The organism is uncultured Ferrimonas sp. (assembly GCF_947489035.1).
Lineage (GTDB): Bacteria > Pseudomonadota > Gammaproteobacteria > Enterobacterales > Shewanellaceae > Ferrimonas.
In genome coordinates, this window is sequence record NZ_CANLCI010000002.1 from 78,672 (window position 1) to 94,036 (window position 15,365).

15 protein-coding genes are annotated in these 15,365 nt (G+C 56.2%); 12 read left to right on the plus strand and 3 right to left on the minus strand.

Annotated features, from left to right (window positions below; all coding sequences use genetic code 11):
• The 5 genes from Q0796_RS01655 to Q0796_RS01675 all read left to right on the plus strand — a co-directional run bounded on the left by Q0796_RS01655 (window position 1) and on the right by Q0796_RS01675 (window position 4,976).
• Window positions 1-270 carry a flagellar biosynthetic protein FliQ gene (locus tag Q0796_RS01655; RefSeq protein ID WP_298439605.1) on the plus strand — a complete coding sequence of 90 codons (270 nt, stop codon included), beginning with the start codon at window positions 1-3 and terminating at the stop codon, window positions 268-270.
• Window positions 270-1,043 carry a flagellar biosynthetic protein FliR gene (gene fliR / locus Q0796_RS01660; protein WP_298439607.1) on the plus strand — a complete coding sequence of 258 codons (774 nt, stop codon included), beginning with the start codon at window positions 270-272 and terminating at the stop codon, window positions 1,041-1,043. The genes Q0796_RS01655 and fliR overlap by 1 nt, the downstream gene beginning before the upstream one ends.
• Window positions 1,044-1,052: 9 nt before the next feature.
• Window positions 1,053-2,201 carry a flagellar type III secretion system protein FlhB gene (locus Q0796_RS01665; protein WP_298439609.1) on the plus strand — a complete coding sequence of 383 codons (1,149 nt, stop codon included), beginning with the start codon at window positions 1,053-1,055 and terminating at the stop codon, window positions 2,199-2,201.
• Window positions 2,198-4,276 carry a flagellar biosynthesis protein FlhA gene (gene flhA / locus Q0796_RS01670; protein ID WP_298439612.1) on the plus strand — a complete coding sequence of 693 codons (2,079 nt, stop codon included), beginning with the start codon at window positions 2,198-2,200 and terminating at the stop codon, window positions 4,274-4,276. Before Q0796_RS01665 ends, flhA begins: the two co-directional genes overlap by 4 nt.
• A gap of 145 nt (window positions 4,277-4,421) precedes the next feature.
• Window positions 4,422-4,976, plus strand: a complete 555-nt coding sequence (locus tag Q0796_RS01675; RefSeq protein WP_298439614.1) for a DUF3299 domain-containing protein — start codon at window positions 4,422-4,424, stop codon at window positions 4,974-4,976.
• Window positions 4,977-5,050: 74 nt separating this feature from the next.
• Here the strand turns inward: Q0796_RS01675 and Q0796_RS01680 are convergent, their stop codons facing one another.
• Together Q0796_RS01680 and Q0796_RS01685 are read right to left on the minus strand one after the other, a co-directional pair.
• Window positions 5,051-6,118, minus strand: a complete 1,068-nt coding sequence (locus Q0796_RS01680; RefSeq protein ID WP_298439616.1) for an AI-2E family transporter — start codon at window positions 6,116-6,118, stop codon at window positions 5,051-5,053.
• A gap of 21 nt (window positions 6,119-6,139) precedes the next feature.
• A complete protein-coding gene (locus Q0796_RS01685) occupies window positions 6,140-6,367 on the minus strand; it encodes a sulfurtransferase TusA family protein (RefSeq protein ID WP_298439618.1) in 228 nt (75 codons plus the stop codon).
• 140 nt (window positions 6,368-6,507) lie between these two features.
• On the opposite strand from Q0796_RS01685, the gene Q0796_RS01690 reads away from it, so the two are divergent.
• The 5 genes from Q0796_RS01690 (at window position 6,508) to Q0796_RS01710 (ending at window position 12,308) form a co-directional block, all read left to right on the plus strand.
• Window positions 6,508-7,965, plus strand: a complete 1,458-nt coding sequence (locus Q0796_RS01690; RefSeq protein ID WP_298439619.1) for a M48 family metalloprotease — start codon at window positions 6,508-6,510, stop codon at window positions 7,963-7,965.
• Window positions 7,966-8,014: 49 nt separating this feature from the next.
• Window positions 8,015-8,365 (plus strand): arsenate reductase (glutaredoxin), encoded by a 351-nt coding sequence (gene arsC, locus Q0796_RS01695; protein ID WP_298439966.1) that lies wholly within the window; start codon window positions 8,015-8,017, stop codon window positions 8,363-8,365.
• On the plus strand, window positions 8,362-8,745 hold the full coding sequence (locus Q0796_RS01700; protein ID WP_298439621.1) for a DUF2069 domain-containing protein: 384 nt from the start codon (window positions 8,362-8,364) through the stop codon (window positions 8,743-8,745). Before arsC ends, Q0796_RS01700 begins: the two co-directional genes overlap by 4 nt.
• A gap of 29 nt (window positions 8,746-8,774) precedes the next feature.
• Window positions 8,775-10,655 (plus strand): hypothetical protein, encoded by a 1,881-nt coding sequence (locus Q0796_RS01705; RefSeq protein ID WP_298439623.1) that lies wholly within the window; start codon window positions 8,775-8,777, stop codon window positions 10,653-10,655.
• A gap of 192 nt (window positions 10,656-10,847) precedes the next feature.
• The gene (locus Q0796_RS01710) at window positions 10,848-12,308 is read left to right on the plus strand and encodes a methyl-accepting chemotaxis protein (RefSeq protein WP_298439625.1); all 1,461 of its coding nucleotides are present in this window, start codon (window positions 10,848-10,850) and stop codon (window positions 12,306-12,308) included.
• 5 nt (window positions 12,309-12,313) lie between these two features.
• Here the strand turns inward: Q0796_RS01710 and Q0796_RS01715 are convergent, their stop codons facing one another.
• Window positions 12,314-13,111: a methyltransferase gene (locus Q0796_RS01715; protein WP_298439627.1), complete on the minus strand. Its 798-nt coding sequence runs from the start codon at window positions 13,109-13,111 to the stop codon at window positions 12,314-12,316.
• 332 nt (window positions 13,112-13,443) lie between these two features.
• On the opposite strand from Q0796_RS01715, the gene Q0796_RS01720 reads away from it, so the two are divergent.
• Window positions 13,444-14,061 (plus strand): TetR/AcrR family transcriptional regulator, encoded by a 618-nt coding sequence (locus tag Q0796_RS01720; protein WP_298439629.1) that lies wholly within the window; start codon window positions 13,444-13,446, stop codon window positions 14,059-14,061.
• Entirely contained in the window at window positions 14,061-15,299 is a 1,239-nt protein-coding gene (locus tag Q0796_RS01725) for an NADH:flavin oxidoreductase/NADH oxidase family protein (protein ID WP_298439631.1), read from the plus strand. Before Q0796_RS01720 ends, Q0796_RS01725 begins: the two co-directional genes overlap by 1 nt.
• Window positions 15,300-15,365: the final 66 nt, after the last annotated feature.

The window sequence follows — 15,365 nt, forward strand, 5'->3', positions numbered from 1 at the left end:
ATGACCGACATCACCATCACGGCGGTCTTTTCCGAAGCGATCATCATCGTCCTCAAAGCCGTCTCTGCCTTGGTTATTCCCGGCCTGTTGCTGGGGGTGTTGATCGCCGTATTCCAAGCGGCCACGCAGGTGAATGAACAAACCTTAAGCTTTTTACCCAAACTGCTGCTGACCTTGGCGATGGTGTTGATCATCGGCCAGTGGCTACTGAGTTTGATTGGTGATTTCTTTACCAATCTGTTCCACAACATTCCGCAGTTGATCAGCTGATGTTAGAGCTGTCGATGGCGCAAATTGGCGCATGGTTGGGGCTGATCTGGTGGCCTTTTTGTCGTGCTATGGGGCTGTTTTTAACCCTGCCGATGCTGTCGAGCCGCTACATCCCCATGCGGGTAAAAGTGCTGCTGGCACTGATGGTGGCGCTGGTGGCACTGCCGTTGATGCCCGCCATGCCACAGCTGGAACTGGCCTCCGCCGGAGCGGTATTGCTGAGCCTAGAGCAGATCTTGCTGGGCTTTTTAATGGCGATGCCACTGCTGTTTTGTTTGCAGATCATGTCGGTGATTGGCGGCATTGTGTCGATGCAAATGGGGCTGTCGATGGCCATCATGAACGATCCCATCAACGGCGGCAGCCACGCCCTGCTGGGGCAATGGTTGCTGCTGTACGGCACCTTGCTGTTTCTGGGCATGGATGGCCATAACGTGGCGCTGCAGGTGTACGCCGCCAGCTTTCACAGCTGGCCCGTCGGCAAAGGGATCTTCAGCTTACCGCTGTACCAATTGGCGCTGCAGTTTGGCTGGTTGATCGCCTCGGCGTTGCTTACGGCCTTACCGGCGGTGGTGGCGATGCTGCTGGTAAACCTAACGTTTGGGGTTATGAACCGCGCGGCTTCCAGCTTCAACATCTTTGCTCTGGGTTTTCCGATGGCGATGTTGATGGGGTTAGGGGCGATGGCGCTGCTGCAACAGTTGCTGCCCAGCCGTTATGGCGATTACAGCGCCCAAGCCCTGCAGATGATGCAGCAGTTTGTGCAGCCCTAAGGAGCGCCAATGAGTCAGCAAAGCAGCGGCGAAAAAACCGAACAGCCCAGCCGCAAGAAACTGGAGAAAGCCAAAAAGCAGGGGCAGGTACCGCGCTCTAAAGATCTCACCAGCGGCCTGTTGCTGATCTGCGCCATGGCGCTGTTGCTGTTAAACGGCCGCGAATTAATGGCCGAGATGGGCACCCTGTTTAGCGATAACTGGCTGTTAACCCCAGAGGATCTGCAACAACAGGATCTGATGGCTCGGCATCTGGCCCAAAGCCTGAAAAACATGCTGCTGATCCTCAGTCAAACCCTGTTTTGGTTATGGTTGGCCACCGCCCTTGCCGCCATGTTGCCCAAGGGGCCGCTGTTTTACCCCAGCTTGCTGGCACCAAAATTCAGCAAGCTCAACCCGATCAAAGGGCTGGCCAAAATTGGCGGCAAGCAATCCTGGGTGGAGCTGGGCAAATCGATCTTAAAAGTGACCGTGTTTGTTGGCATCGCCCTGCTTTACCTCAAGGGGATCGCCGCCGATCTGCCGCAACTGTTGGGGCTCACTCCCTATCAGGCCATCTTTGCTGCCCTTGGTGATGTGTTGTTGGGGGTGCTGCTGCTGGCCTTTGGCGCCTTGGCCATCGGCGCCCTCGATCTGCCCTACCAGCTGTGGAAAACCAACAACGATCTGAAGATGACCAAGCAAGAGGTAAAGGATGAACACAAGCAGCAGGAGGGTAAGCCAGAAGTGAAAGCCAAGATTCGCCAAATTCAGCAGCAGATGGCGCGCGCTCGTACCACCACCGCGCTGCCTCAGGCGGATGTGCTGCTGGTGAACCCAGAACACTATGCGGTGGCGCTGAAGTTTGACGAACAACGAGCCGAAGCCCCGTTTGTGCTAACCAAAGGGGTTGATGAACTGGCGCTGTACATGAAAACCCTCGCCCCAAGCCTGAACTTAGAGGTGGTGGAAGCGCCCACGCTCACCCGCGCCATCTATTTTTCTACGCGCATCGAACAACAGATCCCGCCCACCCTGTACCGCGCAGTGGCACAGGTGTTGAGGTACGTTGCCCAACTGCAAGCGGCACGCCGCGGTGAAGGCCATCAGCCTGCGCCGCTGCCGACGTTGCCGATCCCCGCTCATCTACAAACGGAACCGACCCCACGCCGCCCATGAAGCTGTCTAATCCTCTTACCGCCAACGGCAACCTGATCGCCGTTCCTACGCTGCTGTTGGCGATGCTGGCAATGATCATCTTGCCGATCCCAAGTTGGCTGCTGGACATACTGTTCACCTTCAACATTATCCTCGCCATCATGGTGCTGCTGGTGGCGGTATCGATCCGCCGTCCGCTCGAGTTCAGCCTGTTTCCAACGGTGCTGCTGCTGGCCACGCTGCTGCGACTCACCCTAAACGTCGCCTCAACCCGGGTGGTGTTGATTGAAGGCCACCAAGGGGGGGACGCCGCCGGTAAGGTGATCCAAGCCTTTGGCGATGTGGTGATCGGCGGCAACTACGTGGTTGGCGCGGTGGTGTTCCTGATCTTAATGATCATCAACTTTGTGGTGATCACCAAAGGCGGCGAGCGGATCTCTGAAGTCAGCGCCCGCTTTACCTTGGATGCCTTGCCCGGCAAACAGATGGCGATTGATGCGGATCTGAACACCGGCGCCATCAACCAAGATCAGGCCCGCAAGCGCCGCAAAGAGGTCACTGACGAAGCGGATTTCTACGGCTCGATGGACGGCGCCTCGAAGTTTGTGCGCGGCGATGCCATCGCCGGTCTGTTGATCCTGGCCATCAACATTATCGGTGGCCTGCTGATCGGCACCTTAATGTACGATTTAAGCGCTGGGGATGCGTTCCGCACCTACGCCCTGCTGACCATCGGTGATGGCTTGGCGGCGCAGATCCCTTCGCTGCTGCTGGCCACCGCCGCCGCCATCATTGTTACCCGTACTTCTAACGCTGAAAACCTGCCAAGCCAGCTGCAACAGCAACTGTTGGCCTCGCCCACCTCGCTAATGAGCGCCGGTGCGGTAATGACCATCATCGGCATCGTGCCGGGCATGCCAACCTTGGTGTTCTTAAGTTTTGCTGCGGTGCTGTTTTTTGCCGCTTGGCGCATGCGTACTCAGCCCAACGTCAGCGTACCGAAAGAGGTTGAACAAAAAGCAGAGAAGATCACCGAAGACGCCCCCGCGCCGACGTGGGATGCACTGCCCCATCTGGATCTGATTGAACTGAGCGTTGGCTTTCGCTTAGTGCATCTGGTGGATCGCAGCAAAGGCGCCGAGCTGATCAAACGGTTAACGGGGGTACGCCGCACCCTGTCTGAACAGGTGGGCTTTTTGCTGCCGGAGATCCGCGTGCGGGATAACCTCAGTTTGTCTCCCAATGCCTATCAGGTGAAGTTGTCTGGCCGCTTGGTGGCCAGTGGCGAGCTGCAACCGGATTCGTTGATGGCGATTGAAACCGGCCAGCTGTACGGCAAGGTCGAGGGGCAGATCACCCAAGATCCCGCTTACGGCATGCCGGCGCTGTGGATCAACAGCGACGACAAAGCCCGCGCGTTGAACATGGGCTATTCGGTGGTGGAACACGCCACCATCATCGCCACCCATTTAAGTAAGATTTTGCGCGAATGCACCGAGCAGATGCTGCAACACGATGATGTGTCTGAGCTCAACAACCGCTTAGCGCAAATCGCCCCCAAATTGGCCGAAGCGTTAACCGGTGCCTTAACCCCAATTCAGCAGCTCAAGGTGTTTCGGATGCTGCTGAAAGAGGGGGTGGCGTTGACCGATATTCGCGCCATCGCCACCACCTTGATCGACAGCGTTGAGAACAGCAAAGAGCCGTTGTTATTAACCGCCGATATCCGCTGTGCCCTGCGCGCCAGCATTGTCACCAACATCGCGGGGCCCGACAGCGATTTAGCGGTAACCACCCTCGCCCCAGCGCTGGAGCAAACCTTGCTTAATAGTCTGACCCAAGCGCAAAAGTCGGGGCCAACCAGCCTTGATAGCTTCCCGGTGGATCAAGAGATTTTGGCCAAGTTGCAACAGCAGATGCCACAACTGCTGCACAGCGATCCCAATCGGCCGCACCCGCCGGTGTTGCTGGTGTCGCCCCATTTACGGCCACTGCTGGCACGCTATGCCCACGCCTTTGCCAAGGGGCTGCATGTGCTCTCTTACAATGAGATCCCCGAGGATCGCAGCCTGATGAACCAAGCCCAACTGGGGTAGCGCCTGAGCCACCGGCCGTGGCGAGCCCGACCCCGACTGACACGGCGCCCAACGGCGCCGTTTTGTTGTCTCCGCTGAAGGGCGGCGCTTAGGGCTATGCTTACGTTTAAGAAAGCCCCTCAGCCCCGCCGGGATGGAGCCCAGCATGAAATCACTGTTACTCGCGCTGCTGGTGAGCGCCAGCGTGGCGGCCGAGCCCATTCCACTGAGCTGGCCACAATTGCAGCCACTGGCCGAACGCGGCCAAGGAGTGGTTGCCATCAACCCCCATCTGGGCACGCCCTTTGTCAATGAACGCAGCCCCATTGAATGGCAACAGCAGCAAGGGCAAGTGCTGGCGCAATGGGATGGCCAAGCGGTGCAGCTGCGCGGGTTTGTGGTGCCATTGCTGGGCGATGGCCAGCGCATCACCGAGTTTTTGCTGGTGCCCTACCTCGGCGCCTGCGTGCATGTGCCGCCACCGGCCACCAATCAGTTAGTGCACGTGCGTTACCCCGCCGGATTGCCGTTTCAATTAAGCAGCGATCCCATCGTCATCCGTGGCACGCTCTACACTCGCGACTACCACATGGAGCAATACTCCAGCGGCTACGCCTTAGAAGCCGATCACGCCGAAGCCCTGACTGCCCCACTCGCCCTAACCGAGCCAGCCTTGCCCCAACGCAAAACGCTCGCCGAAGCGAGCGTTGCAGCGCAGTAACTCTGGGGCAAGACCAAGTCTTAACCTGACCTCAATCTGTCCCAAGCCTTCGCTGGAATCGAGTTGGTCTCAAATTAGGCTTCGGTCATCTCATCAGCCTGGGTTGGCCAAACGTTGATCACCGCTTTCACCAAGGTGGCCAGTGGGATGGCGAAGAATACCCCCCAGAAGCCCCACAAGCCGCCGAAGATCAGCACCGCGATGATGATCATCACCGGATGCAGGTTCACCGCTTCCGAGAACAGCAGCGGCACCAGCAGGTTGCCATCAAGGGCTTGGATCACCCCATACACCGCCATCACGTAACCAAACTCTTGCGAGATCCCAAACTGGAAGAAGGCCACAATGGCCACCGGAATGGTGACGATGGTGGCGCCAATATAAGGGATCAATACCGACAAGCCCACCAGCACCGACAGCAGCGCCGCGTAGCGCAGTTCAAACACCGCAAAACCAATAAAGGTGGCGCCACCGATGATCACAATCTCAATCGCTTTGCCGCGAATGTAGTTGCCGATCTGCACGTTCATCTCTTTGGCGACCGCATTGGCCAGTTCGCGGTTTTGCGGCACAAAACGGGCAAAGCTGCGGCGCAACTCGGTTTTGTCTTTCAAGAAGAAGAACAGCAGCAGCGGCACCACAATGGCGTAAACCATCAAGGCCACCAGATCCAGCAGCGACGACAACGACAGCGACACTAAGTTAGTGCCTACTCCTAATAGGGAGTCGTTAAACGACTGCAGTATGGATTTCAGCTGGGCTTGGTCAATGTAGTTTGGGTATCGCTGCGGTAACTCCAGCAACACCCCCTGCCACTTGGCAAACATGGTTGGCATCTCACGCGCCAGCGCCATCCCCTGCTGCCATAACGCCGGCAACAGCACCAGCACCACCACGGCCACCAGTAAGGCGAAGACCGCCAACACTAATCCTGCCCCAACCGCACGAGGCACGCCAAGGTTCGACAGCCGCGTAACCGGCCAGTCGAGCATGTAAGCCAACACCACGGCCACCAAAATGGGCATCAGCAGTTGGCCATAGAAGTAGATCACCGCAAAACCGGTTAATAAAATCGCCGCTAACGTCACGGCCTTGGGATCAGAGAACTTTTCTTGATACCAGCTACGAACAAAATTCCACATTCGGGTTCAGTTTTCCTCGGCTTAGCCGGTAATTTGGATGGTCATGCCGCTTGCTGTGTCGGCCTGAATACAATACTTAATCTGGTTTTTGTCTAACCAACGCGGAACATCTTGGCGTGTTCCAGGGTCAGATAACAGCAATACTAACGGCTGCGACCGACAACGCTCGATAATGGCCATTTTTGCCTGTACAAAGGCCATTGGGCAGCGCAGATGACGTAAGTCCGTAATGGCTAATTTTTCAGGCATCGCTCTACCGCCATGTTATACAACAGGTATCCTTTGGATATAAGCGCCATTATCGCTTGCTGTTGGCAAAACTTAAACCTCTGGCGCAGCAGATTTTATTAACGGTAAACTGTACCGGCATCAAACAAAGAACGGATTTTGTGATTCAGATTAAACGTCGAACCATCGCCACCCTCCTGTGCTGCTGTTCCGCCCTGTTCAGCGCGGCCACGGTGTACGCCAGTAACGATCTGCCAGAACTGGGCACCGTGGCGGGCAGTACCCTTTCTATCGACCAAGAAAATGAGATTGGCGGGATCTACATGCGCTTAATGCGCTCGCAGTTGCCGTTGGTGACCGATCCGGTGCTTACCGAATACCTGGATGACATCGGCCATCGCATTGTTGCCTACGCGGATAACGTCAAAACCCCGTTTCAGTTTTTCTTGGTCAACAACAACACCATCAACGCCTTTGCCTTCTTTGGCGGCCACGTTGGGGTGCACAGCGCCCTGTTTCTGTATGCCGACAACGAAAGTGAATTGGCGTCGGTGCTGGCCCACGAAATCGCCCACGTGACCCAGCGTCACTTGGCGCGTTCGATTGAAGCGCAGCGTAAAAATACCCCCGCCACAGTGGCTGGGGTGCTGGGCTCCATCATCTTAGCGATGGCCGCCCCCGAGGCTGGGATCGCCGCCTTGCAATCCACCTTGGCCTTAGGCCAACAAGCCCAGATCAACTACACCCGCAGTAACGAACAAGAAGCGGATCGGATTGGCATGCGTTCGATGGTGGCAGCCGGTTTTGATGCCAACGCCGTACCGAGCTTCTTTGGCAAAATGGCCGCACAATATCGCTTTGCCACCAAACCACCGGCGATGTTGTTAACCCACCCCCTGCCCGAATCGCGCATCGCCGACAGCCGTAACCGCGCCGCCCGCTACCCGCCACGGCGAGTCGACGACAGCCTGCTGTTCCGTTTGGCCAAAGCCCGCGTGCAGGTGCGTTACTCCGATTACAGTGCCGATCGCGCCATCGACATCTTTACCAAGCAACTGGCCAGCATCGATCAGCGTTTTCGCGCCGCGGCAGAATATGGCTTGGTGTTGGCTTACCTGAAACAAGACAACCTGACCGATGCCAAGCCGCTGATCAGCAAGTTATTGAATCAAGATCCGCAAAACCTGTTTTACCTCGACAGCTACGCCGATGTGATGCTGGCCAGCGGTCAACACCAACTCGCGATTGATGCCTTGCAAGCCGCCCGTAAAAATCGCCCCAATAATGCGGTGATCGAGATTAACTTAGCCAACAGTTATCTGGAGCAAGGCCAAATCGAGCAAGCCCAACGGCTGCTGGAGCAGCTGCAAATCTTGCAGCCACAAAACTCAACGGTGTTGTCGTTACTGAGCACCGTGTACCGGCGCTTAGAGCTCAATGCCCAGCGCTACCTAACCCAAGCGGAATTGCTGGCGCTGCGCGCCAATTACGAACTCGCCATTGATCAACTGCAGCACGCTTATCGGTTATCGCGCCAAGAACCGCTGCAGCTGGCGCGCATCGACGCGCGCATTAAACAGATGCGACTGGCACAACAGCAGTTACAACAATTTAAATAGCGGCCCCGTTGCCGCAGCTGCAAGCACCAATTCAAACAATAATAAGGAGATCATCATGACCACCATTTGGCACAACCCCCGCTGCTCCAAAAGCCGCCAAACCTTGGCTTTGCTGCAAGAGCGTGGCATCAACCCAACCATCGTAAAATACTTAGAGACCCCGCCCTCCACCACGGAGCTGGCTCAAGTGCTGTCGCTGCTCGGCAAAACCCCATTGCAATTAACCCGCACCAAAGAAGCGCTGTTTGCCGAACTGGCCTTGGCCGACGCCGAGCTCACCGAACAACAGTGGCTGCAAACCTTGGTGGCCAACCCGAAACTGATTGAGCGACCGGTGGTGATCCACGGTAACGCCGCGGCAGTGGGCCGGCCACCCGAAGCCGTGTTGGAGCTGTTATGAGCCCAATGAGCCCCCTTACCCAGCGCTGGTTCCTTACCGCCCGACTGGGCTACCTTGCGTCGGTCGTGTTATTGCTGAGCTGGGCCGCCATCGGCCAAAGCAGCTCAAGCCTCGTTTTTCAGCTGTTGCTGTTGATCCCGCTGTTTTTACCCAGCGTTGGGCTGCTGCAGGGTAAGCCTTATACCCACGCTTGGTCTGGCTTTATCGCCTCGCTGTATTTGCTCAGTAGCGCCACCTCGTGGTGGGTTTACCCGCAAGAACGGATCATCGCCTCGGCGACCGTGGCGGCCTTGCTGATCTGGCTCTTGGCGGCAACTTACTTTGCCAGACACCGTGGTCGTGAATTAGGGTTAAGCTTGAAGAAGTTAAAAACGAAATAAATTCAACGCGCTTGGGCGCTGGAGGGATAATGAGTAACAAATGGATTGGACTCGGGTTATCAGCGTTACTGGTTGGTTGCGGCGGCGGAGGCGGCAGCGATGAACCCCAGCAGGTGGTGGACAATGGTGGCTTAACCGTCAGCGGTCCCGAGCAAGTTAATTTGGGCGATGGCGCTGCGTTTATCGTCCGCGCCAACGGCGCCTCGCTCTCACAAGCGGTGCGTTGGCGCCAGATCAGCGGGCCACAGCTCAATATTGTTAACCCCAACAGCCCACTGGCCAGCTTTGCGGTGACGACCAGTGGCACCTACCAGCTGCAAGTGGACGTGGGCGACGCCAGCGCCAATGTGAGCTTCAGCAGTGGTGCGATCAGCGACAGCATCGCCTCTTACAGCGATCAACAAGTCGTCAGTAATGGCCGCGTGAGCCTGCGCGCGGAAGCACTGGATGACTTCGGCCAAAGCTACCCCAGTAACCTCAGCTGGCAGCAAGTCAGTGGCCCTGCGGTATCGAATTTAGGCAATGAAGAACCGCAGTTGCTGACCTTCAGTGCCCCTAACGTAACCCAAGACACGGAACTGGTGTTTGAACTGAGCGGCAGCGCCAATGGCGTTACCGGCACCGATCGTGTTTCGGTTTGGGTTACCGCCGATCCTGCCCCCGCCCCCAACGCCTTTTTTGATGGCCCATTAGCACGGGTGCAACCCTACCGAAGCAACAGCCCCTACGCGGCGGCGCTGAGCAAATGCGTTTACTCCACCCAGCTCAATCAAGAATGCAGCATCGCAGAGCTGCCCCTGATCGGCCAAAACAGTGCCGAGCCCAGCATCGATGAGATCCTGGATCGCGTGGTGGTGTCGCACCCGTGGATGGGAGCGCAGCTGGAGTACCTGCTGCGCAACAACGACAACAACGGCGACTTCCGCCGCTTATTGTCTGCGGTGACTGCGGTGGTGATCAGCTCAGACGTACGCCCTTCCTTTTATTGGGTGGTGACCGGTGCCATCTATCTGGATCCAGATAACCTGTGGGAGCACCCATGGCAGCGTGCCAGCATCAATGAAGATCCCGATTACCGCAGCGGTTTTGGCTCTGAACTGCAATTTTTAATGCCGTGGCGCTTCGTTAACGGCAATGACTACGCCAGCCTGTACTATCCACCGGGCGTAAAACTGTCGCGGCCATGGCAACAGGTGCTGCCGGATCTCACCAGCTTGATGTACCACGAATTGGCCCACGCCAACGATTTCTTCCCCCGCAGCCTTCACAGCAGCATGGGCAGCGGCACCTTGCTGCAACTGGCCAACGATCGCTATAACAGCAAAACCTTGGTGTCTGATAGCCTCGACAGCAGCTATGGCCTCAGCAGCGACACCATGCGCGGCTTGGCTCAAGTCAGCTTTCAAGGCGCCCAAGCCAACAGCAGCCAAAAAGCGCTCAGCGCGGAGGATGTCGCGCAGCAGTTTTTTGCTGATCGGGCTTCCGATTTTTACGCTTACAGCACCCCACGGGAGGATCTGGCGGTACTGGTTGAAGAAACCATGATGCAGCATCGTTATAACATTCACCGCGATGTTGCGGTCACCAGCGGCCGCTCCACCAATCCGGCGCTGGATCTGATCGTGGCCCAAGGGCAACGGGGTCGCGTTGGCGCGACCGAACTGACGCCACGGGTGCAGTTGGTGTTTGATGCGTTGCTGCCGGAGCTGGGTAACATCAGCAACGAGCTCGACCCACCGCAAACGATGATCCGTGGCCTCAGTTGGTTTGATGCCATTAACTTCGCCACCCCGACCGCCAATGCTGGGGTGAATTCGGTGCTGCAATCTAAGCCGCAGTCGCCGTTGCAAGGGCGATTTTATTTGGGCTCGCGCCATGATCATCAGCGCCACCAGACAAGCAATCGCTAGCGCCTTGATTTAAGCCATAAAAATCAACTCACGCACGCCTTATTTAAGTGTGTCATACCCCGCCCCGGCCCCTGTGCTGGGGCGGTTTCATTATGACGCAATGCAACAACAGCCTAATGACTTCAGCCTTTCGTTAACCCCTTCAATGCTTTATCGTTATCCCGCTGCTAACAAAAATAATTCGAGCAAATCATGAACCTGTTAAACCTATGGAAAGGGCTGTTTTATCCTGCGGATCATCGCTGGGATCAAGCCAAGATCAGACAAGTCGACACCCTGTTGTTTTTCACCCTGCTTTCAACCGGCATTGGCCTATACAGCTTGTTTAAATGGAGCAAACACCAACACGAACTGCTGATCAGCACCTCGATGGTGATTGTGGTGCTGGCGATTGTCGCGGGGCTCGTACTGCGACTCAGCCACAGCCACGTGGCGGCACTCAACATCGGTTTTCTTGGCATGGTGGTGCACGCCTTCAACATTGTTTACCAAGATGGTGGGCCACTGGCTTCGGATCAAACCCTGTGGTTGCCGGTGCTGCTTATCGGTTTTTACCTTTCGGCCAGCACCTTAATGGCCAACGTTTGGGCTTTTTTGGTGATCAGTGGTTCATTAGCGCTGGTGGTGATGGCCATCAATGGGGCTGAATTTCCGCTGATGACGCTGTCTGAGAGCGCCAATCGGATTGAAGCGATCTCGGGCATGCTGCTGCCGCTGCTGATCTTAAGCATCGCCCAAGGCTTTACCGCTCGCCAACGGCAGCAAGCGGTTGATAGCGCCGAAAGCGCCAGCGCCGAAGCGGATAGAATTGCGGCCCAATCGAGCCAAAACCAACAGCACCTGGCCGGTGTGGTTGATAGCGTGCAAGATAACGTTGGCCAGCTCAACCAAGTCACCGAGTGGCTGGATCAACAATCTGGGCAGCTGCAGCAACAGGTGGGGCAGCTGAAAGACAACTGCACCACTCAGTCGGCCGCCACCGAGCAGATGAACGCCCAACTGCAACAGATGAACATCGACATGGCCCAAGCGGATCAGTTTGTTGGCGATCTGAATCAGCGCAGCAATGCCATCAACCAACAGGCGCAAAGCAGTTCGAAAACCCTCAGCGATTCCACCTCAGCCATTGCCCAGATCTTGCAAACCAACCAGCAGATCGTCTCGGTGGCGGATCTGATCACCTCGGTGGCAGAACAAACCAACTTGCTGGCGCTCAATGCCGCCATCGAAGCGGCTCGCGCCGGTGAGCAAGGCCGAGGGTTTGCGGTGGTGGCCGATCAGGTGCGTGAACTGTCAGGCAAAAGCACCAACGCCGCCATTGAGATCCGCCAGATCTTGGATAAGAGCCAGCAAGAGGTGGTGCATGGACAAAAAGTGGTGCAAGCCACCGCGTCGGAGTTGGGTGAGATCATCCAGCAGATTGGTGTTACCCAAACAGACATCAGCCAGTTGGCCGAGCTGATCAGCCAGCAGTTGCAAGCCGCAAATCAGCTGAATCAAGCCAGCCTGGATGTCAGCCAAACCGCCGACAGCAGTAACTTAGTGTCGGTCGAAGTTGAGCAACAGGCCGCGCTGCTGCTCGAACAAGTCGAAACCATGAAAGGGCTATCGATGGGGCTGTCTGAGGTGTTGCAACACAACCCGTCGCGCTAACAACGCTATTGCTTGCGCGCCACAATCGAATACAGCAACGGCATCTCGTGCCCATCTTGCTGCCACACAAACTGACCGGGGGCGCGCTCGGTCAGATTGGCAAAGCAATCATAGGGGCTGACTCGATGCTCTTGGAAGTGCTCGATGGCCATGCCGTGGCGTAACAACGCCGACATTACTTCGCCAATGCTGTGATTCCACAGGGCAACCCGTTGTTTTTCGGTACCGGCGTTTTCGGTATAGGTGCTTTCCACTTCAATGTCGGGCTCGTCGCGACTGAAATAGCCGTAGCCCAACAGCAGATCCACCGCAGGGTGAAATTCAATCAAACACAGTTTGCCGCCACGGTGCAGGGATTTGGCCACGGTTTGAGCCCAACGATCGATGTCGGCCAGCCAGCACAGCACCCCATAACTGGTGTAAACCCAGTCGTACTCCGGCTTGACTTCATCGCCAAAGCTGAGCACATCAGTGCAGATAAAATGCACCGCTTGCTTGGTTTGTTGGGCCAGCCGATTGGCTTGCTCTATTGCCGTTGGCGACAGATCCAGCCCCGTAACCCAAGCACCACGCCGCGACCAACACAGGCTCTCTAGCCCAAAGTGACACTGCAGATGCAGTAAGTTTTTGCCGCGCACATCGCCCAACAGCGATAACTCCAGCGGATTGAGTTTGCATTGCCCGGCCAGAAACCCTTCAACGTCATAAAATTTTGATTTTAAATGGATCTCGGTGCGTCTATCCCACGCCTGCTGATTCAGCTGCAGCAGCGCCTCTATGTTGTCTTCCATTATCTCGTTCATCGGTTATCCCTTCCCAACAGCAGGCCTCGGCAACGGCCTAAACGGAGCCGCAACGGCATTGCGCGACGTTCAGCAACGCACAAACGCCCTCTGTCCGTTCAGGACATTGCCGCATTTCGCCCAGTAACCATTACGCCCAGTACCCACTACGCCCATAAGCAGACCATACCACTGCTTCGGCCAACATAAACAAGGCAAATGGCCTCGGTTAGCCTGCAAGAAAAACACACTGTTTCCCCACATTTTGAGGCAATCGGAAATTTAGATTACCATTTGTAGACGACCGGTCGCATAATGCCAATATCAAACCGCAGCTCAATAACACCACGGCCATGGCCAGACCACGACGAAACGATCACAACCGCGAGCAACTGTTGGATGCTGGCCTCAGCTTGCTGGCGCAGCAGGGCTATCACGGCACCGGACTGAAACAGATTTTGGATCTGGTGCAGGTGCCCAAAGGCTCCTTTTATCACTACTTCGACAGCAAAGAGCATTTTGTCGCTCAGGTGATCGAACGCTACGGCCAACAGGTACTGGCACAGATGGACAAGATCGCCAGTGACTATCCCCAGCCCCGGGATCAACTGGCGCAGATCGTGCGCCAAGGGTTGCAGCAATACCAAGCCAACCACTATCAGCACGGTTGTTTGTTGGGATCGTTAGCCGCTGAGCTGGGCCACCATAACAACCTGTGTAATCACGCCATGCTGCATGTGTTTAGCCAGTTTGAACAATGGCTGATGGCGGTGATTGAACAAGGACAACAACAGCAACAGATCCGCTCCAGTTTGCCGCCACTGCAATTATCGCAACTGTTTTGGGATTGCTGGCAAGGCGGCTTACTGCGAATGCAGCTGCAAGGCAGCATCGAACCGATGCTGGCGCAAATGGAACTTCTGTTGCAGCACGTGTTTGTTACAGACATCAATTTTAATGGAGAGCACTAATGACCACCGTAACCCTTGGCAGCCCGCTGCAACAGCAGCGCATTCACAGCATCAACCGCGTCTTTAAATCCGCCATGAGCGAACAGCTTGGCGACAAACACCACGATCCACTGCCACAACAAGCGCGGCTGTATCAAACTTGGGCCAAAGGTGAAGTTGGGATCTGCGTCAGCGGCAACGTGATGATTGATCGCAACGCCTTGGGCGAGCCGGGCAATGTGGTGCTGGATCAACACAGCGATCTGCGTAAATTTAAGCAGTGGGCGGTGGCGGCCGACATTAATGGCTCCAAATTGTGGATGCAGTTAAACCACCCGGGTAAGCAGATCCCTGCGGTATTAAGCCCAGAGCCGTTAGCGCCATCGGCTATCTCATTAGGGCGTGGCTTAGAAAAATCCTTTAACACCCCCCGCGCCATGACCGAAGCCGAGATCCAAGCCACCATCGCGGCGTTTGCAACCGCCGCAACTCTCGCCAAAGAAGCGGGCTTTGCCGGCGTGCAGATCCACGGTGCCCACGGCTATCTGGTCAGCCAGTTTTTATCGCCTCGCCACAACCAACGGGATGACCAATGGGGCGGCAGCGCCGACAACCGCATGCGCTTTGTGTTGGCGGTATTCCACGCCATTCGCGCCGCCGTGGGTGAGGATTTCCCGATTGGAATCAAACTCAACTCGGCTGATTTTATGAAAGATGGCTTTGATGAAACCGAATCCATGGCGGTGATCAAAGCGCTTGATAGCGCTGGTATTGATCTGATTGAGATCAGCGGCGGCACCTACGAATCTCCTTCGATGATGGGCGCGGGTAAGAAGACCGACGTTAAAGCCTCCACCGCCAAGCGTGAAGCTTATTTCCTTGAATACGCTGAACAAGCACGCCATCAGGTTAACTGCACCTTGGTGGTTACCGGAGGATTCCGCTCAGCAAAAGCGATGAACGAAGCCTTAGCCAGCGGCGCAACCGACATGATTGGTCTTGGCCGACCGCTGTCACTGGTGCCCGATCTGGCTAAGCAAGCGATCCACAATGACGACTTCAGTGTGGATGTGAATAACCCAACCACTGGTTTCAAGGGGTTGGATGCCGCCGCGATGCTCAGCATCACTTGGTATGAAGCGCAGCTGCGCCGCATTGGCCGCGGCTTAGAGCCAAAGTACAACCTCAGTGGCTGGTATGCGGTGTTTGATACCTTCACTCGCCTCGGCAAGTTTGCCTTTGCCAAACGCCGTGGTTAACCGGTAGCGGCAGTCATCAGCAGCGCGAAACTCTTCTACGCTTAAGCACGATCATGTTGATCGTGC